This is a genomic window from Thauera butanivorans NBRC 103042 (assembly GCF_001591165.1).
Classification (GTDB): domain Bacteria; phylum Pseudomonadota; class Gammaproteobacteria; order Burkholderiales; family Rhodocyclaceae; genus Thauera; species Thauera butanivorans.
On sequence record NZ_BCUG01000019.1, the window covers coordinates 16,344 to 39,297 of the forward strand.

The 22,954-nt window shown below is 69.2% G+C and carries 20 protein-coding genes; 12 read left to right on the plus strand and 8 right to left on the minus strand.

Annotated features, from left to right (window positions below):
• Positions 1-94: 94 nt before the first annotated feature.
• The 4 genes from TBU01S_RS09175 to TBU01S_RS09190 all read right to left on the minus strand — a co-directional run bounded on the left by TBU01S_RS09175 (position 95) and on the right by TBU01S_RS09190 (position 6,705).
• Positions 95-3,268 carry an efflux RND transporter permease subunit gene (locus TBU01S_RS09175; protein ID WP_068636425.1) on the minus strand — a complete coding sequence of 1,058 codons (3,174 nt, stop codon included), beginning with the start codon at positions 3,266-3,268 and terminating at the stop codon, positions 95-97.
• Between the two features lie 46 nt (positions 3,269-3,314).
• The gene (locus TBU01S_RS09180) at positions 3,315-4,883 is read right to left on the minus strand and encodes an efflux RND transporter periplasmic adaptor subunit (protein ID WP_068636345.1); all 1,569 of its coding nucleotides are present in this window, start codon (positions 4,881-4,883) and stop codon (positions 3,315-3,317) included.
• The gene (locus tag TBU01S_RS09185) at positions 4,880-6,202 is read right to left on the minus strand and encodes a TolC family protein (RefSeq protein ID WP_083953533.1); all 1,323 of its coding nucleotides are present in this window, start codon (positions 6,200-6,202) and stop codon (positions 4,880-4,882) included. The genes TBU01S_RS09180 and TBU01S_RS09185 overlap by 4 nt, the downstream gene beginning before the upstream one ends.
• A 119-nt stretch (positions 6,203-6,321) precedes the next feature.
• Positions 6,322-6,705 carry a copper-binding protein gene (locus TBU01S_RS09190; RefSeq protein ID WP_068636346.1) on the minus strand — a complete coding sequence of 128 codons (384 nt, stop codon included), beginning with the start codon at positions 6,703-6,705 and terminating at the stop codon, positions 6,322-6,324.
• 179 nt (positions 6,706-6,884) lie between these two features.
• On the opposite strand from TBU01S_RS09190, the gene TBU01S_RS09195 reads away from it, so the two are divergent.
• From TBU01S_RS09195 to TBU01S_RS09205, 3 genes are read left to right on the plus strand one after another with little or no spacing between them, the layout of a single operon-like run.
• Positions 6,885-7,580: a heavy metal response regulator transcription factor gene (locus TBU01S_RS09195; RefSeq protein WP_068636347.1), complete on the plus strand. Its 696-nt coding sequence runs from the start codon at positions 6,885-6,887 to the stop codon at positions 7,578-7,580.
• A gap of 3 nt (positions 7,581-7,583) precedes the next feature.
• On the plus strand, positions 7,584-9,002 hold the full coding sequence (locus TBU01S_RS09200) for a heavy metal sensor histidine kinase (protein WP_068636348.1): 1,419 nt from the start codon (positions 7,584-7,586) through the stop codon (positions 9,000-9,002).
• On the plus strand, positions 8,999-9,454 hold the full coding sequence (locus tag TBU01S_RS09205) for a DUF411 domain-containing protein (protein WP_068636349.1): 456 nt from the start codon (positions 8,999-9,001) through the stop codon (positions 9,452-9,454). The genes TBU01S_RS09200 and TBU01S_RS09205 overlap by 4 nt, the downstream gene beginning before the upstream one ends.
• 29 nt (positions 9,455-9,483) lie before the next feature.
• On the opposite strand, the gene TBU01S_RS09210 is transcribed toward TBU01S_RS09205, so the two are convergent.
• From TBU01S_RS09210 to TBU01S_RS24750, 4 genes are read right to left on the minus strand one after another with little or no spacing between them, the layout of a single operon-like run.
• Positions 9,484-9,939, minus strand: a complete 456-nt coding sequence (locus TBU01S_RS09210; protein WP_245650881.1) for an aspartate/glutamate racemase family protein — start codon at positions 9,937-9,939, stop codon at positions 9,484-9,486.
• Between the two features lie 36 nt (positions 9,940-9,975).
• Entirely contained in the window at positions 9,976-10,950 is a 975-nt protein-coding gene (locus TBU01S_RS09215) for a DNA-3-methyladenine glycosylase 2 (RefSeq protein ID WP_068636350.1), read from the minus strand.
• Entirely contained in the window at positions 10,947-11,987 is a 1,041-nt protein-coding gene (locus TBU01S_RS09220) for an RNA methyltransferase (protein WP_068636351.1), read from the minus strand. The genes TBU01S_RS09215 and TBU01S_RS09220 overlap by 4 nt, the downstream gene beginning before the upstream one ends.
• Positions 11,988-12,021: 34 nt before the next feature.
• On the minus strand, positions 12,022-12,630 hold the full coding sequence (locus TBU01S_RS24750; protein ID WP_245650882.1) for a c-type cytochrome: 609 nt from the start codon (positions 12,628-12,630) through the stop codon (positions 12,022-12,024).
• A 182-nt stretch (positions 12,631-12,812) separates the two neighbouring features.
• On the opposite strand from TBU01S_RS24750, the gene TBU01S_RS09235 reads away from it, so the two are divergent.
• The 9 genes from TBU01S_RS09235 to TBU01S_RS09275 all read left to right on the plus strand — a co-directional run bounded on the left by TBU01S_RS09235 (position 12,813) and on the right by TBU01S_RS09275 (position 22,950).
• The gene (locus TBU01S_RS09235; RefSeq protein ID WP_068636352.1) at positions 12,813-13,664 is read left to right on the plus strand and encodes an AAA family ATPase; all 852 of its coding nucleotides are present in this window, start codon (positions 12,813-12,815) and stop codon (positions 13,662-13,664) included.
• 15 nt (positions 13,665-13,679) lie between these two features.
• Positions 13,680-15,074, plus strand: coding sequence for an EAL and HDOD domain-containing protein (locus TBU01S_RS09240; protein ID WP_068636353.1), 1,395 nt, complete (start codon positions 13,680-13,682; stop codon positions 15,072-15,074).
• Between the two features lie 13 nt (positions 15,075-15,087).
• The gene (locus TBU01S_RS09245) at positions 15,088-16,266 is read left to right on the plus strand and encodes a vWA domain-containing protein (RefSeq protein WP_068636354.1); all 1,179 of its coding nucleotides are present in this window, start codon (positions 15,088-15,090) and stop codon (positions 16,264-16,266) included.
• A gap of 305 nt (positions 16,267-16,571) precedes the next feature.
• The gene (locus TBU01S_RS09250; RefSeq protein WP_083953534.1) at positions 16,572-18,605 is read left to right on the plus strand and encodes a TonB-dependent receptor plug domain-containing protein; all 2,034 of its coding nucleotides are present in this window, start codon (positions 16,572-16,574) and stop codon (positions 18,603-18,605) included.
• A gap of 81 nt (positions 18,606-18,686) precedes the next feature.
• Positions 18,687-19,241: a DUF2478 domain-containing protein gene (locus TBU01S_RS09255; RefSeq protein ID WP_068636428.1), complete on the plus strand. Its 555-nt coding sequence runs from the start codon at positions 18,687-18,689 to the stop codon at positions 19,239-19,241.
• Between the two features lie 19 nt (positions 19,242-19,260).
• Complete coding sequence (locus tag TBU01S_RS09260; RefSeq protein WP_068636356.1) at positions 19,261-20,292, plus strand: ABC transporter substrate-binding protein; 1,032 nt, start codon at positions 19,261-19,263, stop codon at positions 20,290-20,292.
• Positions 20,289-21,281, plus strand: coding sequence for a FecCD family ABC transporter permease (locus TBU01S_RS09265; RefSeq protein WP_068636357.1), 993 nt, complete (start codon positions 20,289-20,291; stop codon positions 21,279-21,281). Before TBU01S_RS09260 ends, TBU01S_RS09265 begins: the two co-directional genes overlap by 4 nt.
• Complete coding sequence (locus TBU01S_RS09270; protein WP_245650883.1) at positions 21,278-22,075, plus strand: ABC transporter ATP-binding protein; 798 nt, start codon at positions 21,278-21,280, stop codon at positions 22,073-22,075. Before TBU01S_RS09265 ends, TBU01S_RS09270 begins: the two co-directional genes overlap by 4 nt.
• A gap of 62 nt (positions 22,076-22,137) precedes the next feature.
• The gene (locus tag TBU01S_RS09275) at positions 22,138-22,950 is read left to right on the plus strand and encodes a TOBE domain-containing protein (protein WP_068636358.1); all 813 of its coding nucleotides are present in this window, start codon (positions 22,138-22,140) and stop codon (positions 22,948-22,950) included.
• Positions 22,951-22,954 lie beyond the last annotated feature (4 nt).

Sequence of the window (22,954 nt, forward strand, 5' to 3'; positions counted from 1 at the left end):
ACTTCACCGATCAGACCAGTGACAGCTGAGGCCGAACAGCGGCCTCCCCAAGGGATCGTCCGTTTGATGTTCGCCACGGAGGCAACCACCAAGCTCAGACCCGCGCCGCCTGTCCGCCCTCCGCCCGCCGCAACTCCCGCTGCTTCGCCAGCACGAACAGCACCGGAATCACCGCCAGCGTCAGCACCGTCGACGACACCATGCCCCCCACCATCGGCGCGGCGATCCGGCGCATGACCTCGCTGCCCACCCCGGTGCCCCACATCACCGGCAGCAGGCCGACGACGATGGTCAGCACCGTCATCATCTTCGGCCGCACGCGGCCGGCCGCGCCTTCCATCACCGCCGCATGCAGTTCGGCGGCAGTGGGCGATCGCCCCTCGGCGGCGCAGGCGGCAAGCACTCGCTTCCATGCCTGGTCGAGATAGATCAGCATGATCACGCCGGTTTCGGCGGCGACGCCGGCCAGCGCGATGAAGCCGACCGCTACCGCGACGCTCATCTGGTAGTCCAGCCACCACATCAGCCATACGCCGCCGATCAGCGCGAAAGGCACCGACAGCATCACGATCAGCGTCTCGGCCAGGCGGCGGAAGTTCAGGTACAGCAGCACGAAGATCAGCGCCAGCGTCAGCGGGCCAACGATGGCGAGCCGTTCGCCGGCACGCTCCATGTTCTCGAACTGGCCGCTCCAGGTAGCGTAGTAGCCCGGCGGGAACTGCACCTGCTCGGCCACCGCCTGCCGGGCGCGGGCGACGAAGGCGCCGAGGTCGGTCTCGCGCGTGTCCACATACACGTAGGCGGCCAGCATCGCGTTCTCGGTACGCACCGACGCCGCGCCGCGCACGATGCGCACGTCGGCAAGCTGGCCCAGCGGCACCGCGCCGCTGGCGGTCGGCACCAGCACGCTGGCGGCGACACGCTGCGGGTCGTCGCGCAGCGCGCGCGGGTAGCGCACGCTGACGTCGTAGCGCTCCAGCCCTTCCACCGTCGTCGTCACGCGCTCGCCGCCGAGCGCGGTGGCGAGTGTCTCCTGCAGGCGGTCGATGGTCAGGCCGTGGCGTGCCAGCTGATCGCGGCGCGGCTCGATGTCGACGTAGTAGCCGCCAGCGACGCGCTCGGCGTAGGCGCTGCTGGTGCCGGGCAGCGCGCGCACCGCCGCCTCGACCTCCTTCGCCACCCGTTCCAGGGTTTCCAGGTCGGTGCCGAACACCTTCACACCGACCGGCGTGCGGATGCCGGTGGACAGCATGTCGATGCGGGCCTTGATCGGCATCGTCCATGAATTGGCCAGGCCGGGGAATTTCAGCGCCGCGTCCATCTCGGCGATCAGCGCGTCCACCGTCATGCCCGGGCGCCATTCGGCTTCGGGCTTGAGGTTGATCACGGTCTCGAACATTTCCAGCGGCGCCGGGTCGGTCGCGGTGTTGGCGCGGCCGGCCTTGCCGTACACCGACTCGACTTCGGGAAAGGTCTTGATGATGCGGTTGGTGGTGGCGAGCAGGCGCCCGGCCTCGGTCACCGACATGCCGGGCAGCGCCGCCGGCATGTAGAAGATGGCGCCTTCGTTCAGCGTCGGCATGAACTCGCTGCCGATCTGGCGCGCGGGGATCAGCGTCAGCCCCAGCGCAAGCAGCGCAAGCACCAGGGTCGTCAGCCTGAAGCGCATCACCAGCGCGATCAGCGGCCGGTAGGCCGCCCCCAGCGCGCGGTTGATCGGGTTGCGGTGCTCGGGCACGATGCGGCCGCGCACGAAGAGCAGCATCAGCACCGGCACCAGCGTCACCGACAGCACCGCGGCGCCGGCCATCGCCAGCGTCTTGGTCCACGCCAGCGGCGCGAACAGCCGCCCCTCCTGGCCTTCGAGCGTGAACACCGGCAGGAAGGAGACGGTGATGATCAGCAGCGAAAAGAACAGCGCCGGCCCCACTTCGCGGCAGGCGCCGATCAGCGTCGCCCGCCGTTCGGCTCCGCTGGCGTCCGCGCCCAGCGTCTCCAGGCGCTTGTGCGCGTTCTCGATCATGACGACGGAGGCATCGACCATCGCGCCGATGGCGATCGCGATGCCGCCCAGGCTCATGATGTTGGAGCCGATGCCCAGCGCCTGCATGCCGATGAAGGCCACCAGGATGCCCAGCGGCAGCGTCACGATCGCCACCAGCGCGCTGCGCACGTGCAGCAGGAAGACGATGCACACCGCGGCGACGATCAGGCTTTCTTCCAGCAGCGTCCACGTCAGGTTGTCGATCGCGCGCCCGATCAGCGTCGAGCGGTCGTACACCGGCACCACCTCCGCCCCTTCCGGCAGGCCGGGGGCGATCTGGGCCAGCTTGGCCTTGACCGCGCCGATCACGTCCAGCGCGTTCTCGCCGAAGCGCGCCATGACGATGCCGGACGCCACTTCGCCTTCGCCGTTCAGCTCGGCCAGGCCACGCCGCTCGGCCGCCACCTGCTCGACGCGGCCGACGTCGGCGATGCGTACCGGCGTGCCGTTCTCCACCTTCAGCACGATGCCGCCGATGTCCTCGGCGCCGCGCAGATAGCCGCGCCCGCGCACCATGTATTCCTTCTCGGCCAGCTCGATGACGCGCCCGCCCACGTCCCGGTTCGACTCGCGGATCGCGCGCGTCACGTCGTCGAGGGCGATGCCGTAGCCCGCCAGCCGGAACGGGTCGACCGTGACCTGGTATTCGCGCACGAAGCCGCCGACGCTCGCCACCTCGGCCACGCCCTCGGCCTGGGTCAACTGGTAGCGCAGATACCAGTCCTGCAGGCTGCGCGTGTCGGCCAGCGACATGTCGCGGCCGGTGACGGCGTACTGGTAGACCCAGCCCACGCCGGTCGCGTCCGGCCCGATCTGCGGCGCCACGCCCTGCGGCAGTCGCGCCGCCGCGGTACTGAGGTATTCCAGCACCCGCGAGCGCGCCCAGTAGATGTCGGTGCCGTCCTCGAAGATCACATAGACGTAGGACGCGCCGAACATCGAGAAGCCGCGCACCACCCGCGCGCGCGGCACCGCCAGCAGCGAGGTGGTGAGCGGATAGGTGACCTGGTCTTCCACCACCTGCGGCGCCTGTCCGGGGAAGTCGGTATAGACGATGACCTGCACGTCGGACAGGTCGGGCAAGGCGTCGAGCGGCGTGTGCTTGATCGCGTACAGCCCGCCGCCGATCAGGAACAACGTCGCCAGCAGTACCAGGAAGACGTTGCGCGCCGAAGCCTCGATCAGCCCGCCCAGCAGGCCGCCCTCCGCCCGCCTGCCTTCCATGTAGTCGCCGGCTCCCGCGCGGCCGCCGGCGGGCTCCCGTGCCGGATCAGTCATGGCGATGCTCCACCGCGCCCGGCGCCGGCGAGGCGCCGAGAGGCTCGATGCGGGTGACGACATATTCGCCCGGCCCTCGCTCCTCGAAACGGAAGCGGATCGGCGTGCCCGGCACCAGGCCATGCACGAGGTCAGGCGATTCGAGGCCGAATTCCATCGTCATCGACGGCCACTTCAGCGCCGGAATCTCGCCGTGGCTCAGCATGGCGCTGCCGGTTTCGGCGTCGAAGTCCTCGAAGCTGCCTTCAGCATCGTAGGCAGGCGGCGCACCGGCCTCGCCACCTTCGCCCCCCTCCTCGGCATCGGCGAGGTTCGACAGCGCTGCGCGCAACTGGCTCTCGGAATCGATCAGGAAGCTGGCGGAGACCACCACCCGCTCGCCCTCCCGCACGCCGTCGAGCACTTCGGCGAAATCGCCGCCGCGCACGCCCAGGCGCACCGGCCGCGGCGCGAAGCGCCCTTCGCCGAGCGCGACCAGCACCACCTGGCGGTCGCCGTCGTCGATGACGGCCGATGCCGGCACGGCTATGCGCGGCGCATCGCCGCCGGTCATGACTTCGACGCGGGCGAACATGCCGGGCCGCAGCGCGCCGTCGGGGTTGTCCAGTTCCAGCCTCACCTGCGTGCTGCGCGTGGCCGTGTCCAGCGTCGGGTACAGGTAGGCGACCCGCGCCTCGAAACTCCGCCCCGGGAAGGCATCGAACACGAGCTGCGCAGGCTGGCCGACCCGCAGTTGCGCCAGATCGCGCTCGAACACGTCGGCGATCACCCACACCCTGGACAGATCGGCGATGCGGAACAGCGCCTCGCCAGCGGCGAAGCGCGCGCCCTCGACCGCCGCCTTTTCCAGCACGACGCCATTGATCGGTGCGTGCAGGGTCTGGCGCGCACCGGTCTGCTCCGCCACCTGCAGGTTGCGCAGGCGTGCCCGCGTCGCCTCGGCCAGGCGCGCGGCGGCCTCGGCAGCCTGCGGGTCGGCGGCGCTTTCGCGCCGCAGGCGCTCGGCGATGCGCAATTCCTCGCCCGCCGACTGCAGTTCCGGGCTGTAGGCGGAGAACAGCGGCTGGCCGCGGCGCACCACGTCGCCGGTGGCCCTGACGTGCAGGCGCTCGATCCAGCCGTCGAAGCGCGGCGCGACGACCGCCTGCGCACGCTCGTCGACCTCGACACGGCCGCTCGCGCGCACCGGCTGGGCCAGCAGCCGCATCTCCACCGCCGCGGTCTTCACCCCCAGCGTCTGCACCCGCGCCGGGCTGACCTTCACCACGCCTTCGCCGCCCGGTTCCTCGCCCGCATAGACCGGGATGTAGTCCATGCCCATCGAATCCTTCTTGGGCACCGGCGAAGTGTCCGGCAGGCCCATCGGGTTGCGGTAGTACAGGATCTGGCGCCCCTGGCCGGCCGCCTGCGTCCCTGCCGCCCCACTGCCGTGGGCTGTCTGCCCAGGGCCTTCCGCCACGGCACCGCCATGCGGCGCCTGGCGGCTCCCCGCCCAGTAGCCGGCACCTGCCGCCAGCGCGCCGAGCAACACCAGCGCGGCAAGCCACCCCGTCCTGTTCACTTGATTTCTCCCGACAATTTCTCGATTTCGCTCAGGGCCAGGCGGGCTTCGATTTCGGCCTGCAGCACTTGCTCGCGCACCGCGATCAGTTGCCGCTCGGCTTCGAGCACGCTGTCGAAATCCACCTGCCCGCCGGCCAGCGCGCTGCGCGCCGCGTCGCGCGTGGCGGCGGCCTGCGGCACCAGGCTGTCGCGCAGCAGGCGCAGGCCATCCCGTCCGCCGGTATAGGCGGCCCACGCCGCGCCCAGCCGGCCGGCGGCTTCGTCGGCGGTGGCTTCGCGCCGCGCCTGGGCGGCGGCGAGCATGCGCTCGGCTTCGTATTCACGGGCACGCCGGCTGCCCTGCTGCAAGGGAATCGTCACCTCGAACATCAGATCCCAGGACGAACGCCCATCGTCGGGCCGGTTGTGGGTGAGGCCGATGCCGAAGTCCGGCAAGCGCTCGCGCCGGGTGCGGTCCCGCTCGGCATGGGCCAGGCCGACGCCTTCCGCCGCGGCCATCACCTCGGGGTTGCGGCTGCGCGCGCGCTCGAAGCGTTCGGCTGCATCGCGCAGGTCCGGCAGCGGGCCGGGTTCGGCCGGCACCGCCAGCGGCGCATCGGGCCGGCGCGACAGCAGGCCGTTCAGCGCCGCCACCGCGCCGCTGCGGGCGCGCTCCCGCGCCAGCAACTGCAGGCGCTGCTCGGTGATCTCGCGCTGCGCGCGCAGCACCGCCTGCTGCGGCAGCAGGCCGAGCCGGTAGCGGGCCAGCGCCAGGGTTTCCAGTTCCTGCATCAGCGCCAGGGCATCGCGCGCCAGCGCAAGCTCGCGGTCGGCCGCGTAGTAGCGCAGCCACGCCGCCTCGATCGCCGCCACGCGCTCGCTCCAGCCGGCATCGCGCAGCGCGCCGGCCTGCCGCGCCCGCGCCTCGGCCGCCTGGCGGTCGAGTTCGCGCTTGCCCCAGCCCGGCAGCGGCTGCACCACGCGGTAGCGCGTCTCGCCGACGCGTTCCGGCAGCAGCGAGGCCGAACGGCCGTTCATGGTGTTGGTGAAATCCATCAGTTCGAGTTCGAAGCGCGGGTCCGGCAAGGCGCCGGCCGACTCGATGCGCGCCTGCGCCGCCTCGGCCTCGGCGCGGTCGGCCGCGTAGGCCGGGCTGTGCTCGCGCGCATGGTCGATCAGCCCGCGCGGCTCCGCACCCAGCACGGCTTCGGCGCCCGCCCCGGCATCCGCGGCGGACGACGGCACCGGCAGCACCGATGCCGCCACGGCCACGCAGGCCACGGCGCCGACCCGCAAGCCGGCGCGGACGATCGAGCGGGACAGTCCCGGCAGGCTCATTGCAGGCTCCGCTCGCACGAGCCACGAGAGTCCGGCGCAAGAAAGGCCAAGCCATTGGCGGCAGGAGTGCATTGCCGCTTCGGCATCGAGGCGGGGATGAAGCTGGACATGGCGGACACTCAGCGCAAGGGCTCCAGCTCGATCACGACGAGCTTGCCGTCGACCTTGTCGGCGATGAAGCGCACACGATCTCCTGCCTTCACGCCTTCGAGCATCGCCGCATCGGTGACACCGAACACCATCGTCATCGGCTGCATATCCAGCCGCGGCAGAGGACCGTGGGCGATCGTGATCCTGCCGGCGGCGGCATCCACCTTGCGCACCGTGCCTTCGGAATGGTCGTCCGCCTGCGTTGCGGTGGCGGCCGCGCCGTGGCCGCCGTGGTGGTCGTGCCCCGCCTGGGCCAGCGCGACGGCGGGCGCGGCGAGTATCAGCACGGACGCCAGCAGGGAAATGCGCAGCGTGGAGGGATGAAGTGCGGAAGGGTGCAGCGCCTTGGCCATGTCGGTCTCTCCGTTGGACGGTGTGGAATGCGGGGGATGAAGCGATGGTGCCCCGCCACCGCCGTCGACAGACTGACGCCAGGATTACATCTCTGTAATCTGCGGCCCGCGCGGCGCCACACAGGGCACAATGCGCCTCAGTTCCAGCGACACCGCAAGCCCAGCGCAACACCGACCCGATGAAGATCCTGATCGTCGAAGACGAACCCAAGACCGGCGACTACCTGCGCCAAGGTTTGGCCGAAGCAGGCTTCGTCGTCGACCTCGCCCGCAACGGACCGGACGGCCTGCACCTTGCGCTCAGCGGCGACTACGACCTGATCGTGCTCGACGTGATGCTGCCGGGGCTGGACGGCTGGGGCGTGCTGCAGACGCTGCGCAGCGGCGGACGCGAGATGCCGGTGCTGTTCCTGACCGCGCGCGACAGCGTGGAAGACCGCGTGCGCGGGCTCGAACTCGGCGCCGACGACTACCTGGTCAAGCCCTTCGCCTTCTCCGAACTGCTCGCCCGCGTGCGCACGCTGCTGCGCCGCGGCCGCAGCAAGGAGCCCGAGATACTGCGCGCCGCCGATCTCGAACTCGACCTGCTGCGCCGCCGCGCGCAGCGCGCCGGCCAGCGCATCGACCTGACCGCCAAGGAATTCGCCCTGCTCGAACTGCTGCTGCGGCGCCGCGGCGAAGTGCTGCCACGCTCGCTGATCGCCTCGCAGGTGTGGGACATGAACTTCGACAGCGACACCAACGTCGTCGAAGTCGCGGTGCGCCGCCTGCGCGCCAAGGTGGACGACGCCTTCGAGCCGAAGCTGATCCGCACCGTGCGCGGCATGGGCTACGTTTGTGACGCGGGCGACGCCGGCGATGCGGCGGAGCGCTGAACGATGCCGCTGTCGCTGACCGCCCGCCTCGCGCTGCTGTTCGCGCTGCTCACCGCCGGCCTGCTGATCGTCGTCGGCATCGTGCTCGGGCGCGCGGTCGAACGCCATTTCGACGAACTCGACGCGCACGAGCTGGCGGCCAAGCTGACCCTGGTCGGCAACCTGGTGCGCGAAGCCGGTGCCGAACCGGAACAGCACCTCGACGCCGCCTTCGCCGGCCAGCACATGGTCGGCCTGCTGCTGCAGACAGCCGACGGCAGCGTGCTGCATGCGATCCAGCCCCAGGCATTCACCGCCGCGCAGCGCGCGGGCGTAGCGCTGAACGAAGGCGGCGAAACCTGGCACGAAGCCGGGCGGGAATTCATCGGCCGCGAGATCGGGCTGGCGCCGGACGCCGCCGGCGGCGAGCCGCTGCGCGTGGCGGTGGCGCTGGACATCTCGCACCATGCGCACTTCCTGGACGAGGTGCGGCGCGGGCTGTGGCTCGGCATCTCGGCCGCGGCGCTGGCCGCCGCGCTGCTCGGCTGGCTGGCCGCGCACCGCGGCCTGGCGCCGCTGCGGCGGGTGACGACGACCGCCCGCCGGCTATCGGCCGACGGCCTGTCGCTACGGCTGGACGAAGCCGGCGCGCCGGCCGAGGTGCGCGACTTCGTCGACGCCTTCAACGGCATGCTGGCGCGGCTCGAAGCCTCCTTCACCCGGCTGTCGGACTTCTCCGCCGACATCGCGCACGAACTGCGCACGCCGATCTCCAACCTGATGACGCAGACCGAAGTGGCGCTATCACGCGCGCGCAGCAGCGAGGCCTACCGCGAAGTGCTGGCGTCGAACCTCGAAGAATTCGAGCGCATCGCGCGCATGGTCGGCGACATGCTGTTCCTCGCCCAGGCCGAGAACGGCCGCCTGCCGCGCCCGGTCGAGACCGTGCAGCTCGACGACGAGGCGCGCGCGCTGATCGAATTCTACGAAGCCCTGGCCGAGGACCGCGGCGTGAAGATCACGCTGGCCGGCCAGGCGCGCGTCACCGGCGACCGGCTGATGCTGCGGCGCGCGCTGTCCAACCTGCTGTCCAACGCCCTGCGCCACACGCCGGCCGGCAGCACCATCGGCATCGACATCCGCGACGCGGACGAAGCCGCCGATGGAATGGCCACCTTGTCCGTATCCAACCCCGGCGACCCCATTCCGTCCGACCAGCTGGAGCGCATCTTCGACCGCTTCCACCGCGCCAGTGACGAACGCGCCCGCAAGGGCGAAGGCGCCGGCCTGGGGCTGGCGATCACCCGCTCCATCGTGCTCGCCCACGGCGGCGACATCCGCGCCGCCTCGGCCGATGGCCAGACCCGTTTCACCCTCACGCTGCCGCGCGCCACCGCCGCGGCAGGCAGCGTTCCCCCCTCCCACACAGGAGCTGCAACATGAATCCCGTCCGTTCCTCCCTGTTCGCCCTGCTCGGCGCCGCCCTGCTCGGCCTGGGCGCCATCGGCACCGCTGCCGCGGCCGACGACGAAGTCACGATGTTCAAGGACCCGCACTGCGGCTGTTGCGGCAAATGGGCCGATCACATGCGCGAAAACGGCTTCAAGGTGAAGGAAGTCATCTCCCAGGAAATGGACCAGGTCAAGCGCCAGGCCGGCGTGCCGCGCGCGCTGGGTTCCTGCCACACGGCCCAAGTCGGCGGCTACGTCGTCGAAGGCCACGTGCCGGCCGCCGACGTCAAGCGCATGCTGACCGACAAACCCGCCATCACCGGCATCTCGGCACCCGGCATGCCGCTCGGCTCGCCCGGCATGGAAGGCCCCTACCCGGCCGACCACTATGATGTGGTGAGCTTCGACGCCCAAGGCAAGACTGCGGTGTTCGCCAGCCATTGAGCGAACACCCATCGCAGCGCAGGGGGCAGTCAAGACACCATCCGTGCATCATCCAAGGCTTCCGCCACCGCTGCGCCCGCATGGATCGCCGTGGTGTCGAACAGCGGAACGGCCGCGTCCTGCGCACCCACCAGCATCGAAATCTCGGTGCATCCCAGAATGATTCCTTGTGCACCGCGCTCGACGAGACGTGCCATCACGCCCTGGTATGCCTTCCGTGAGGCATCCTCAACCCGGCCAAGGCAGAGTTCCTCGTAGATCACGCGATGCACGACATCGATGTCGTTCTGCTCGGGGATGAGCACTTCGATGCCATGGCGCTCCTCCAGGCGGCCGCGATAGAAGGCCTGCTCCATCGTGAAGCGCGTGCCGAGCAGGCCGATACAGGACAAGCCGGCCTTGCGGATCGCTGCCGCGATCGGATCGGCAATGTGCAGCAGCGGAATCTTCACCGCAGCCTCGATGGCAGGGGCGAGCTTGTTCATGGTACCAGGACGCATAGCCGTAGATGGTCGACGGCTTCAGCCTTCCGCCTTCACCGTCCACAAATGCGCCGCCACCAGCGCACGCCACGGAGCGAAGGCTTCGAGCCATTGCCGCGTTTCGGCCTCGCCGACCGGCTCCGCCCTGCCGAGCAGCAGCCGCAATCCGCGCCGCACCGCGACGTCGCCGTGCAGCGAAGCGTCGAGCCAGCCGAAGCCGCGCAGCAGGGCGTAGTTGATCGTCCACGGACCGATGCCGCGAATGGCGAGCAGGCCGCTGCGGATATCCTCGACCGGCAGGGTCCGCAGCCAGTCGTCGAGCGGAAGCCCCTCCTCCGCCACGGCGCGGGCAAGCCCCAGCAGCGCGGCGGCCTTGGTCTGCGAGCAGCCGGCGGCGCGCAGCGCGGCGGCGTCGACCTGCAGCAGGCTGGCGGCGTCCGGGTAGCAGATCAGCCCGGACGAATGGCGCCGGTCGGCGGCCTGGATCAGCCTGCGGCGCAGCGCCACCGCGGCAACCAGGCTGATCTGCTGGCCGAGGATGGCCCAACTGATGGCTTCGAAAGGCGTCGCCACCTGCGGAATGCGCAGGCCGGCATTGCGCCGGATCAGCGGCCCCAGTTCCGGATGGGTGGTGTGGGCGTGCTCGAAGGCCTCGATCGGCTGAGCGAGTCCGAGCATGTGCCGCACCAGTCGTTCGAAGGCTTCCTGGCCGAAATCGCCCTGCCCGAGGCCTTCTCCGATGGCTCCGCGTTCGGTGCCGGATACGGTGTCGATGACGCACTCGACCCGCACATGACCGTTCTGGAGAGCCCCGCCTTCCGCGACATCCCCGTCGAAGCGAAATGCCATGCAGGCGGGACGTCCAGCCCAGACGAAGGCTTTGTCGAGCCCTGTCTCCGGACCCTCGTCCAGGATGCGCTCGGCGATCTGCTGCGGATCGCGGCGGTGAAACGCGAGCACATCCACGGTGCGAAAGCCTGCAGGCAGCGGCAGCTCGACGTTCAGCCGGGTCATGCTTCGACTTTCCGCTTCGCACTTCGCTGGGCGAAGCCGATCTTGATCTCGCGCGCCCGCAGTTGTCCGCAGCCGGCATCCACGTCCTGCCCGGCCGAGCGCCGCAGCTTGGTCAGGATGCGGTGCTGGTGCAGCCAGCGGGCGATGGCGGCGGCTTTCTCCCAGCTCGGCCGCTGGTAGGCCAGCCCTTCCACGGCATTGAACGGAATCATGTTCATCACCGCGTACTTGCCGGCGAGCAGGCGGACGATGCCTTCGAGTTCCTCGGCGCCGTCATTGACACCGTCGATCAGCGTCCATTGGTACTGGATCGGATAGCCGGTGGCGCGCGCATAGGCTTCGCCGCGCTCGACCAGTTCTTCCGGCGCCATGCGCGGCGCGCGCGGCAGCAGGCTGGCACGCAGGTCGGCGCGGGTGGTGTGCAGCGACAGCGCGAGCGCGGGCTTCACCCGCATCTGCGGCAGACGCTCGAACACGCGGGGGTCGCCGACCGTGGAGAACACCAGGTTCTTGTGCGGAATCGCGCCGTCGGTGCCCAGGGCCTCGATCGCCTCGACGACGTTGTCGAGGTTGTGGGCCGGCTCGCCCATGCCCATGAACACCACCTTGTGCACCCGGCGCAGGCTGCGCGCCAGCGCCACCTGGGCGACGATCTCGGCGCTGCCGAGCTGGCGCAGCAGGCCGTCCTTGCCGGTCATGCAGAACACGCAGCCCACCGCACAGCCGACCTGGGTGGACACGCACAGGCCGTCGCGCGGCAGCAGCACGCTTTCCACCGTCTGGCCGTCGGCCAGTTCGACCAGCAGGCGCGAGGAACCATCCTCGCCCGGATGCCGGGAACGCAGGCGCGCCAGGTTTTCCAGGCTGGCGGCGATGTCCGGCAGCGCCTGGCGCACGGCCAGCGGCAGGAAATGTTCGGGCGGGCACGGCCCGCCGTCGAGCGGCAGGGCTTGCAGCCAGGTCCGCATCAGGCGGTCTTCGTGGCAGGGTTTGGCGCCCAGTTCCCGCAGGCGGACGCGAAGGTCTTCGATACGCATGGAGCCGGCATGCTAGCACCGGCACGCCGCGCCGTCAGCGCTTCGTATACAGGCCCTGCTGGGCGCCGAACCAGGCGGCGAGATCGGCCATGTCCTGCTCCGACAGGGCTTCGACCTGCACGGCCATGATCGGATCCTTGCGCCGGCCCGCCTTGTAGTCGAGCAGCGCCTGCAGCAGATACTCGGGATGCTGCCCGCCGATGCGCGGGAAGGTCGACAGCGGGCTGTTGCCGTCGGGGCCGTGGCAGGCGGCACAGACTTCCGCCTTCTCCTTGCCGCGCTGCGGGCTGCCGCTTACCCGTGCCGGCGCCGCTGCGGATTGCGCGGGCATCGCACCGTAATAGGCGGCGAGGTCGGCCATGTCCTGCTCCGACAAGCCGCCGGCAATGCTCTGCATCGTGGGATGGCTGCGGTCGCCCGACTTGTACACCTGCAGTGCGGCCATGATGTATTCCGGATGCTGGCCGCCCAGTTTGGGGACCGGATATACCGTGGGGAAAGCGGTGCGGTAGCCGTCGATGCCATGACAGCCGATGCACATGGAGATCTTGCCCTTGGCCGCCTCGGCATCGCCTTCGACCGCCGCCGCAGGCAGGGCGCCGAGCGCGAACGCCAGGCCGCAAACCAGATATCGTCTCCGCATGTCGAGCCCTCCGTCGGGGTGCTGCACAAGCCGTTTCCGGCCGTCCCCATCCAATCCTGCATGGTGCCTGCAGGACTGGAACGCAGCCCGGGGGAGAAACACACCCCGGAGCTGCGGACGCGCCGCCGGTTTTTCGTAACGCTAGTCTTATAATCGCCAGGGAATAATCAGAGGAATCCCGCATGTCCACGTTGCGCTTCGAAGGTACCCGCGATTACGTCGCCACGCCCGACCTGATGCTGGCGGTCAATGCCGCCATCCGCCTGCAACGGCCGCTGCTGATCAAGGGCGAGCCCGGCACCGGCAAGACCATGCTGGCAGAGGAAGTCGCCGCCGCGCTCGGGCTGCCGCTGCTGCAGTGGCACATCAAGTCCACCACCAAGGCCCAGCAGGGCTTGTACGAATACGATGCGGTGTCGCGCCTGCGCGACTCGCAGCTGGGCGACGACCGCGTCAAGGACATCGCCAACTACATCGTCAAGGGCGTGCTGTGGCAGGCCTTCGAAGCCGAGCAGCAGACCGTGGTGCTGATCGACGAGATCGACAAGGCCGACATCGAATTCCCCAACGACCTGCTGCGCGAGCTCGACCGCATGGAATTCCATGTGTACGAGACGCGCCAGACCGTGCGTGCGCGCCACCGCCCCATCGTCTTCATCACCTCGAACAACGAGAAGGAGCTGCCCGACGCCTTCCTGCGCCGCTGCTTCTTCCACTACATCCGCTTCCCCGACCGCGACACCATGCAGCGCATCGTCGATGTGCATTTCCCCGCCCTCCGCAGGCAGCTGCTGAGCGAGGCGCTGGAAGTCTTCTTCGGCCTGCGCGACGTTCCCGGGCTGAAGAAGAAGCCCTCGACCTCCGAGCTGATCGACTGGCTCAAGCTGCTCGTCGCCGAGGACATCCCGCCCGAAGCCCTGCGCAGCCAGGACGGCAAGACCGTGGTGCCGCCGCTGCATGGCGCGCTGCTGAAGAACGAGCAGGACATGCACCTGTTCGAGCGCCTGGTGATGATGGCGCGCAACAACCGCTGACGGCACAGGCACCGCATGTTCAAGGCCCTTCTCGACTGGCTGTTCGGACGCCGCCCTGCCGCCGCGCAGGCAGCCGCACCGGCGGCCACGCGACAGGATTTCGAGCAGCTCAACCGCAACGCGCCACTGCGCGAGGCGGCCGGCGGCGACGCCCACGGCGAGGACGGCGCTGCCACCGTCACCTATCTGTGCCGCGAAGCGGTACTGGGGCGCGACCAGCGCATCGCCGGCTACCAGTTCATGCTGCACGAAGGCACGCGCAACCGCATCCGCCACAGCAGCCGGCGGATACACCACCTCTATGCCGAAGTGCTGGTACGCAACCTCGTCAGTGCCGACATCGGCCGGCTGCTGGGCCACCGCCTGGCTTTCATCGAGATACCCGACTCCTTCCTGTCCCACCCCTGCCTGGCCGAGTTGCCGGCACGAAACATCGTCCTCATCCCGATGCCCCACGCCGAAGCCGGCGGCCCCGCGACCGAGACGCTGGGCGGCGCGATGGCGCAACTGCGCCAGGCGGGTTTCCGCTTCGGCCTGCCCGACCCGATGATCTTCAGCGAGTTCGTGCCGCTGCTGCCTCAGGCGGACGTGATCGTGCTGCGCGCGCCCACCCTGGACGCACGCCGCGGCCTGCAGCTCGGCCAGATGCTCGCCGACGCGGCGCCGCAGGCACGCCTGCTGGTCCGCGACCTGCCTTCGCTGGAAGATTTCCGCTTCGCCTTCAAGCTGGGCGCCAACCTGTTCCAGGGGCCGTTCATCACCAGCCGCGAGGACTGGAGCGAGCATGAACTCGGTCCGAACACCGCGCGCATCGCCACGCTGATCGGCCGCCTGCGCCTGGACGGCGACACCCGCGAGATCGCCGCGATGCTCAAGCAGGACGGCGCCCTGTCGCTGCGCCTGCTGCGCTACGTCAATTCGGTGGCCGGCGCCCATGCCGAGCCGATCTCCTCGATCGAGCACACGCTGGTGATGCTGGGCCACGACCGCCTGTACCGCTGGCTGGTGCTGCTCGCCTGCAGCACCGACGGCAGCCAGGGACGCGCCGCCGCCGCGCTCGAAACCGCCCTGGTGCGCGCGCGCATGATGGAGCTGCTGGCCGAAGACCAGCCGGTGGCGCAGCGCGAATCGCTCTTCCTGGTCGGCCTGCTGTCGCTCGCCGACGTGATCATGCAGGTGCCGCTGGAAAAGGCCCTGGCGCCGCTGGCACTGGCGCCCGACGTGCAGGCGGCGCTGCGCGGCGGCGAAGGGCCGCTGCGCCCGCTGCTCGAACTCGCGATCGCCTGCGAACGCGGCAGCGCCGACAGCGAACAGCTCCAGGCTGTCGCCGAACGCTGCGGCGTCACGCCCAGGCAGGCCTCCCGCTGCCACATCCAGGCCCTGCTGTGGGCGATGGACATCCAGCAATGAGGGGGACGCGACGATGCTGATCGACTTCTTCCTGCACCTGAAGACCCGCAAGCTGCCCGTCTCCACGCGCGAGTTCCTGACCCTGCTCGAAGGCCTGCGCGACCATGTCTGCGGTCCATCGATCGACGACTTCTACGTCTTCTCGCGCGCCTGCCTGGTCAAGGACGAATCGCTCTACGACCGCTTCGACCAGGCTTTCGGCGCCTACTTCAAGGGCGTCACCGAGATTCCCGGCCTGGAAGCCGAGCTGCCCGAGGAATGGCTGCGCGCGATGGCGAAGAAGCACCTGACGCCCGAAGAACGCGCCCGGCTCGAAAAGCTCGGCTGGGACAAGCTGATGGACGAGTTCCGCAAGCGCCTGGCCGAGCAGAAGGGCCGCCACCAGGGCGGCAGCAAGTGGATCGGCACCGGCGGCAGCTCGCCCTTCGGCAACAGCGGCACCCATCCCGAAGGCATCCGCGTCGGCGGCGAATCGGCCGGCAACCGCACGGCGGTCAAGGTGTGGGACAAGCGCGAATTCCGCAACCTCGACGACTCGGTGGAACTGGGCACGCGCAACATCAAGGTCGCGCTGCGCCGGCTGCGCCGCTTCGCCCGCGAAGGCGCGGCAGAAGAGCTCGACCTCGGCGGCACCATCGCCGCCACCGCGCGCAACGCCGGCTGGCTCGACCTGCTGATGCGCCCCGAACGCCATAACGCGGTCAAGGTGCTGTTGTTCCTCGACGTCGGCGGCTCGATGGACGACCACATCAAGGTCTGCGAGGAACTCTTCTCCGCCTGCCGGCTGGAATTCAAGCACCTCGAATACTTCTACTTCCACAACTGCGTGTATGAAGGCGTGTGGCGCGACAACCGCCGCCGCTTCAGCGAGCGCACCCAACTGCTCGACCTCATCCACAAGTACGGCCCAGACTACAAGCTGATCTTCGTCGGCGACGCCACCATGAGCCCCTACGAGATCCTGCACCCGCACGGCTCGGTCGAGCACATGAACGCCGAGGCCGGCGCCACCTGGCTGCGCCGCCTGCTCGACGCCTACCCCGCCGCCGCCTGGCTCAACCCGGAGCCGGAACGGCTGTGGGAATACCGCCAGTCGATCGGCATCATCCGCCAGATCATCGGCGAACGCATGTACCCGCTGACGCTGGACGGTTTGGCACGTGCGATGCAAGGACTGTCGCGCAAGACCTAGGCCGACTGAGCTTCAGCACGCCGGCGCCGATACGCCCGATACTGACGACGCTCCCGCACGGCAAGGCTTCCCAGCCTGCCACTCCAGGCCGGCTTGGCTTTGATTTCGTTATATACAAGCGTATATTTCAATTCTTGACAGAATGTTGCGGAATTCGGCCCTTGGCCGCCTTACCGCAACCGGCATCGGCCGCGGACTGCAAGCCTGCCCGCGGCCGTGGTGCAAAGCGCCGACATGAGAGCGCCATTTTTTTGCCAGTCGTTATATACGGTTCAATATTTCGATTCATCAGGGGAGTCCGGGTCATGAGAAGAAAGATTCTGTGCTGTTCAATCGCGATGTGCTTTCCGCTGGCCGTTCCCAGCATCGCCCAGGCCGAGACGGACGAGCGCGTGTTCACGCTGGGCCAGATCACCGTGACCGGCCGCCCCGACGACGGTGGCCAGGCCGTCGCCACCAGCACCATCGGCCGCGAGCAGATGGACGAATTCAGCCGTGACGGCCTGCTCGGTGCGATCGACCTGCTGCCGGGCGTCAGCACCACGTCGGGCAGCGGCTCGCGCAATGAAGGCAGCTTCCGCATCGGTGGCTACGACGCCTGGCGCGTGCCGCTGATGATGGACGGCATCCGGCTCTACCTGCCCTACGACAACCGCATCGACATCGGCCGCTTCCTGACCCCCGACCTGTCCGAGATCCAGGTCTCGAAGGGCTATGTCTCGGTGCTGAACGGGCCGGGCGGCATGGGCGGCGCGATCAACCTGGTGACCCGCAAGCCGGCCAAGTCCTTCGAGGCCGAAGGCCGGGTGTCGCTGCTGCTGGGCGAAGGCGGCCAGCGTGGCGGCATGACCTGGTACGCCAACGTCGGCGGCAAGCAGCAGGACTGGTACTGGCAGGCCAGCTTCGAGCAGCGCGACATCGACCATTGGCGCATGTCGCGCGACTACACGTCCACCAGCATGGAAAACGGCGGCGACCGCAACCGTTCCGACTCGGATGACAAGCGGCTGAACCTGAAGCTGGGCTACACCCCGAACGCCACCGACGAATATTCGATCAACTTCGTCAAGCAGGAAGGCGAAAAGACCGCGATCCTGAGCACCCGTCCCGGCAACCGCGACCGCGACTGGGACTGGCCGAAGTGGGACGTCTGGAGCCTGTACTGGCTGTCGCACACCCAGTTGTCCGACACCGCCTACCTGAAGACGAAGGCGTATTACAACCAGTTCGACAACGAGCTGATGATGAACAACTTCGATACGCTCAGCACCTATGACGACACCTCGTACGGCCTCTCGCTCGAAGCCGGCACGACCTGGCTCGCCCGCAACACGCTGAAGGCCGCGGTGCATTACCGCAATGACAAGCACACCGGCTGGGACAAGGAATACTCGCCCTTCTTCGTCACGCCCAAGCAGGACGCCGAGGAGGAAACCTGGTCCTTCGGCCTGGAAAACACTTTCCACGCCACCTCCAGGCTCGACCTGGTCGCGGGCATCAGCTACGACGACCGCAACACCAAGAAGGTGGAACAGTTCAGCAAGGGCCAGACGCCGGAATTCTTCGAGTACGAAACCAAGGACGCATCGGCCTGGAACTACCAGGGCGCGGCGGTCTGGCGCTACAGCGACACCGGCAGGCTGAATTTCTCGGCCTCGCGCAGGGTCAGCATGCCGACGATGTTCCACCGCTTCAGCTCGCGCTTCGGCGGCGCCACCTCGAACCCCGGGCTGAAGCCCGAGAAGGCGCTGAACTTCGAACTGGCGCTGTCCGACAGGATCGGCGAAAACTGGTTTGGCGAAATAGCGCTGTTCCACAACAAGATCGACGACCTGATGCAGGGCGTTGACGTCGAATACCCGGCCGGTTCGGGCCGCTTCTACACCCAGAACCAGAACGTCGGCAAAGGCACGTTCAAGGGCGTGGAACTGTCGCTCAACGGCTTCATCAACCCGAGCCTCGAAGTCGGCGGCAACTACACCTACACCCATGCCGACATCGACCTGGACCGGACCGCGGTCAACAGCACGCTGACCCGCAACGAAATCCCGCGCCACGCCGGCATGGTCTATGCCAAGTGGACGCCGACACCCCGTATCAGCGTGATGCCCTACATCGAGTCGGCAAGCAGCCGCTGGTCGCCCAACATCATGAGCGGCGACCCGGATGTCAGAACCGGCTCCTACACGCTGGCGAACTTCAGGGTCGCCTATCAGGTGACGCCCGATCTCGACGTGTCGCTGACCGCGCGCAACCTGTTCGACAAGAACTACGAACTGAAGCACAGCTATCCGGAAGAAGGCCGCAACTTCATGCTGACTGCGCGCGTGCGCTATTGATGATAACGGCACCGGGCGGCGCGGGGCATCATGCCCGGCCGCCCGGCTTCCGGTTCGGCACACCGCTACCGGGGACATCCGATGACGACCTCCACGATCTCCACTTCGGGCGCCCGCCGGCCATCGCCGCTGGTGGCCGCGATCGTCCACAAGCACGGCGACCAGGCCGACGAGCTGCTCGCGCGCTTCGCGCTCGACCTGCGCGACTCGGGCTGGCGGGTGCACGGCATCGTCCAGCGTCGTTGCGGTTCGCGCAAGGCGCATGCCGCGCTGGTCGAACTGGATACCGGCCTGCACATCCCGCTTTACCACCATACCGGCCGCTGGCCGCTGCCGTGCAGCCCCGAACCGGGCGGCATCACTGCCGCCAGCCTCGCGCTGCGCACTGCACGCGAGGCTGAAAGCGACCTGGCGGTGGCCAACCGCTTCGGCACGCTGGAAGCGCTCGGCGGCGGGCTGGCACCCGAGATGCTGGCGCTGATGAACACGGGCCGGCCGTTGCTGACGGTAGTCGGCAAGGCCTACCTGGCCGACTGGCGGGAGTTCACCAGCGGACAGGCGGCCGAGCTGCCGCCCAATCGTGCCGCGCTGGACGAATGGTTCATCGGCGTTGCCTACGCGAAACGCGCAGCCTGAAGCTGCGGATGACCGGCCAATGAAACGAAGATCCTTCCTGGCGCTCGCCGCCTGCGCGCCCTTCCTGCCGGCAGGCGTGCTGCTGCCGGGCATTGCCGCAGCACGCCCGACCGCCGGGGACGGCATTCACGTTTTCGGCGAACTGCCCGCGCCCGAACGCATCCGTCGCGTGTTCGCCGCCGGGCCGCCAGCCTCGGTGCTCGTCCATGCCCTGGCGCCCGACAAATTGATGGGCTGGCCGGGTGCGATGTCCGACGACGCGCTCGCCCTGCTCGCTCCGCAATACCGCGCGCTGCCGGCGCTGGGCCGGCTGACCGGGCGCGGCAGCACGGTGCCGATGGAGCGGCTGGTGGCGCTGGCGCCGGACGCCATCGTCGATACCGGCATGGTGAGCGAGCACTTCCTCTCCATCGCCGAGCGCGTCCATCGGCAGACCGGCATCCCCTACATCCTCGTCGACGGACGCTTGCCCGACAGTGCCCGGCAACTGCGGCAGACAGGCCGCCTGCTGGGCGCCGGCGAGCGCGGCGAAACCCTCGCCCGCCATGCCGAGGCGGTGCTGACCGCCTGCCCGCCCATCGACGCGGAGGACAAGCCCAGAGTCTATCTGGCGCGCGGCAGCGACGGCCTGGAGACGCCGCTGCCCGGCTCGGTCAATGGCGAGTGCATCGAAGCGGCCTGCGCGGCGAATGCTGCCCGCGGCAGCGGCAACCTGGCGCGGGTGTCGCTGGAGCAGTTGCTGGCCTGGAAGCCGGATGTGATCGTCACCCAGCACGCCGAGTTCGCCGCCCTCGCCCGCCGCGACGCCACCTGGAACACGCTGCCGGCGGTGCGCGAGGGCCGCCTGTTCCTGGCACCCCATTTGCCCTTCGGCTGGCTGGACGGCCCACCCAGCGTCAATCGCCTGATCGGCGTGCACTGGCTGCGCGAGGTGCTGCGCAGCGGCGCACCGGCGGCGGACTGGATCGACGAGGCGGAGGAATTCCACCGCCTGTTCTACGGCCACGTGCCCCCGCGCGAACTGCTCGTGCGCGCCATCACCGCCGCATGAGCGCTCGCGGCCTGCATCCGCTGGTGCTGGTGCTGCCGGCCGTGCTGGTCGCGGTGGTCGCGCTGGTGTCCGGCGCCTATCCGCTGGCCCTGGCCGATGCGCTGTCCGCGCTGCTGGCCGGCCCGGCGGGCGGCGGCGAGGCCGGCACCGTGGTGTGGAAGCTGCGCCTGCCCCGCATCCTCGCCGGGCTGCTGGTCGGCATGGCGCTGTCGGTGGCGGGCGCCGCCTACCAGGGCATGTTCCGCAATCCCCTGGTGTCGCCGGACATTCTCGGCGTGTCGGCCGGCGCCGGCGCGGGCGCCTCCATCGCCATCCTGCTCGGCCTGCCTATCGCCGCGGTGCAGGGCGCCGCCTTCACCGGCGGCATGCTGGCCGTCGGCAGCGTGTATGCCGTCGCCAGCCGCATCCGCTACCACGACCCGGTGCTGGTCCTGGTGCTGGCGGGGGTCGCGGTGGGCACGCTGTTCGGTGCCGCCATCTCGCTGACCAAGGTGCTGGCCGATCCGAGCGTGGAGCTACCTTCGATCACCTTCTGGCTGCTGGGCGGGCTGAACGCGGTGAGCATCGACGACCTCGCCATCGCCGTGCCGCTGATCCTGTGCGGCCTGGCGCCGATGTGGCTGCTGCGATGGCGCATCAACCTGCTGACGCTGAGCGACGACGAATCGGCGAGCATGGGCATCAACGTCGTCCGCCTGCGCCTCGCGCTGATCGCCTGCGCCACGTTGATGACCGCGGCGGCGGTGTCCATCGCCGGCATCATCGGCTGGATCGGCCTCGTCGTGCCCCATGCGGCGCGGCTGCTGGTCGGCCCCGAATTCTCCCGCCTGCTGCCGGCCACCGCGCTGCTCGGCGGCGCCTTCCTGGTGGCGGCGGACACGCTGGCGCGCTCGGCCGCCAGCATCGAACTGCCGCTCGGCATCCTCACCGCGCTGGTCGGCGCGCCGGTGTTCCTGTGGCTGCTGGCCCGGAGCGGCAGGCAGGCATGAGCGACACGGCATTCGACGCCATGACGGCCGATCGCCACCAGCAAGACACCGGGCCGGTGCTGGAGGCCCGCGGACTCGCCATCGGCCACCATCGCAAGCGCATCGGCGAAGACATCGACCTGCAGCTTCACCGCGGCGAGGTGCTGTGCCTGCTCGGCCCCAACGGCAGCGGCAAGACGACCTTGTTCCGCACCCTGCTCGGCCTGCTGCCGGCACTGGACGGCAGCGTCCGCATCGGCGGCAAGCCACTGCCCGGGTGGCCACGCAAGGCGCTGGCACGTTTGATCGCCTACGTGCCGCAAAGCCAGGCCGTGCCCTTCCCCTTCACCGTGGCGCAGATGGTGTTGATGGGGCGCACGGTGCATATCGGCCCCTTCGCCCAGCCCTCGGCGCACGACCGCCACGTCGCGGCAGAGGCGCTTGAGGCACTCGGCATCGCCCATCTGTCGGCACGCGCCTGCATGGAAGTATCGGGCGGCGAACGCCAGCTTGCGCTGGTGGCGCGCGCGCTGGCGCAGGAAGCCCGGGTGCTGATCCTCGACGAACCGACTTCCAGCCTCGACTTCGGCAACCAGTTGCGCGTGCTGGAGCGCATCGCAACGCTCGGCAAACGCGGCATCGCGGTGCTGATGTCGACCCACCAGCCCGAACACGCGCTGCGCGTCGCCGACCGCGTCGCCTTCCTGAAAGCCGGCCGCATCGTGCGCCGCGGCGGTCGCGAGATCATCGACGCCAGGGCGCTGGCCGAACTTTATGGCGTCGCTGAAAGCCTGATCGCCGCCGGCTCCGCCTAGCCTGCCCGCGTCGCAGCCGGTATGCTTCGGTCGATTCGAATTCGAAGAGGTGGTGCCGACGCATGAAAACCGACAACAAGGGCATCGAGCTGCAGGGCGCGATCTGGATGACGGTCGGCAGCGCCAATCTCGGCGGTCCGGGCCGCATCGAACTGCTGTCGAGGATCGCCGAATGCGGCTCCATCACCGGCGCGGCCAAGGCCATCGGCATGAGCTACAAGGCCGCCTGGGACGCAATCGATGCGATGAACAACCTCGCCGGCGAACCGCTGGTCGAACGCCAGACCGGCGGCAAGGGCGGCGGCGGCACCAGGCTGACGCGCCGCGCCGAGCAACTGGTGGCGAACTTCCGTTTGATCGTGCAGGAGCATCGCCGCTTCATCGAACATCTCAGCCGGCAGGCCGAAGGCATTGCCGACGATTACCTATTGATCAGGAGAATGAGCATGAAGACCAGCGCACGCAACGAATTCCTCGGCACCGTCCGCGAACTGAAGCGGGGAGCGGTGAATGACGAGGTCGAACTCGAAGTCGCCGGCGGGCAGCGCATCGTCGCCATCGTCACCCACGAGAGCAGCGAAAGCCTGGGGCTGCAGCCCGGCGCCGAAGCCTTCGCGCTGATCAAGGCCTCGTCGATCATCGTCGTCACCGACGAAGCCGGCGCCCGCTTCTCGGCCCGCAACCGCCTGGCCGGCACGGTGTCGCGCGTGCAGCCCGGCGCGGTCAACACCGAAGTGGTGCTCGACCTGCCCGGCGGCGGCAGCGTCGCCGCCATCGTCACCAACGAGAGCGCCACCAATCTCGGCCTCGCCACCGGCAAGCCGGCCACCGCCATCTTCAAGGCATCGAGCGTGATCGTCGGCGTGCCTGCGTAAGCCG

Coding starts and splice junctions, on each gene's coding strand:
- TBU01S_RS09250 (WP_083953534.1), top strand. CDS start 16,572: ATGAGAAGAAAGATTCTGTGCTGTTCAATCGCGATGTGCTTTCCGCTG.
- TBU01S_RS09270 (WP_245650883.1), top strand. CDS start 21,278: ATGAGCGACACGGCATTCGACGCCATGACGGCCGATCGCCACCAGCAA.
- TBU01S_RS09260 (WP_068636356.1), top strand. CDS start 19,261: ATGAAACGAAGATCCTTCCTGGCGCTCGCCGCCTGCGCGCCCTTCCTG.
- TBU01S_RS09265 (WP_068636357.1), top strand. CDS start 20,289: ATGAGCGCTCGCGGCCTGCATCCGCTGGTGCTGGTGCTGCCGGCCGTG.
- TBU01S_RS09200 (WP_068636348.1), top strand. CDS start 7,584: ATGCCGCTGTCGCTGACCGCCCGCCTCGCGCTGCTGTTCGCGCTGCTC.
- TBU01S_RS09175 (WP_068636425.1), bottom strand. CDS start 3,268: ATGGAAGGCAGGCGGGCGGAGGGCGGCCTGCTGGGCGGGCTGATCGAG.
- TBU01S_RS09255 (WP_068636428.1), top strand. CDS start 18,687: ATGACGACCTCCACGATCTCCACTTCGGGCGCCCGCCGGCCATCGCCG.
- TBU01S_RS09220 (WP_068636351.1), bottom strand. CDS start 11,987: ATGCGTATCGAAGACCTTCGCGTCCGCCTGCGGGAACTGGGCGCCAAA.
- TBU01S_RS09240 (WP_068636353.1), top strand. CDS start 13,680: ATGTTCAAGGCCCTTCTCGACTGGCTGTTCGGACGCCGCCCTGCCGCC.
- TBU01S_RS24750 (WP_245650882.1), bottom strand. CDS start 12,630: ATGCGGAGACGATATCTGGTTTGCGGCCTGGCGTTCGCGCTCGGCGCC.
- TBU01S_RS09235 (WP_068636352.1), top strand. CDS start 12,813: ATGTCCACGTTGCGCTTCGAAGGTACCCGCGATTACGTCGCCACGCCC.
- TBU01S_RS09185 (WP_083953533.1), bottom strand. CDS start 6,202: ATGAGCCTGCCGGGACTGTCCCGCTCGATCGTCCGCGCCGGCTTGCGG.
- TBU01S_RS09275 (WP_068636358.1), top strand. CDS start 22,138: ATGAAAACCGACAACAAGGGCATCGAGCTGCAGGGCGCGATCTGGATG.
- TBU01S_RS09245 (WP_068636354.1), top strand. CDS start 15,088: ATGCTGATCGACTTCTTCCTGCACCTGAAGACCCGCAAGCTGCCCGTC.
- TBU01S_RS09195 (WP_068636347.1), top strand. CDS start 6,885: ATGAAGATCCTGATCGTCGAAGACGAACCCAAGACCGGCGACTACCTG.
- TBU01S_RS09205 (WP_068636349.1), top strand. CDS start 8,999: ATGAATCCCGTCCGTTCCTCCCTGTTCGCCCTGCTCGGCGCCGCCCTG.
- TBU01S_RS09215 (WP_068636350.1), bottom strand. CDS start 10,950: ATGACCCGGCTGAACGTCGAGCTGCCGCTGCCTGCAGGCTTTCGCACC.
- TBU01S_RS09210 (WP_245650881.1), bottom strand. CDS start 9,939: ATGAACAAGCTCGCCCCTGCCATCGAGGCTGCGGTGAAGATTCCGCTG.
- TBU01S_RS09190 (WP_068636346.1), bottom strand. CDS start 6,705: ATGGCCAAGGCGCTGCACCCTTCCGCACTTCATCCCTCCACGCTGCGC.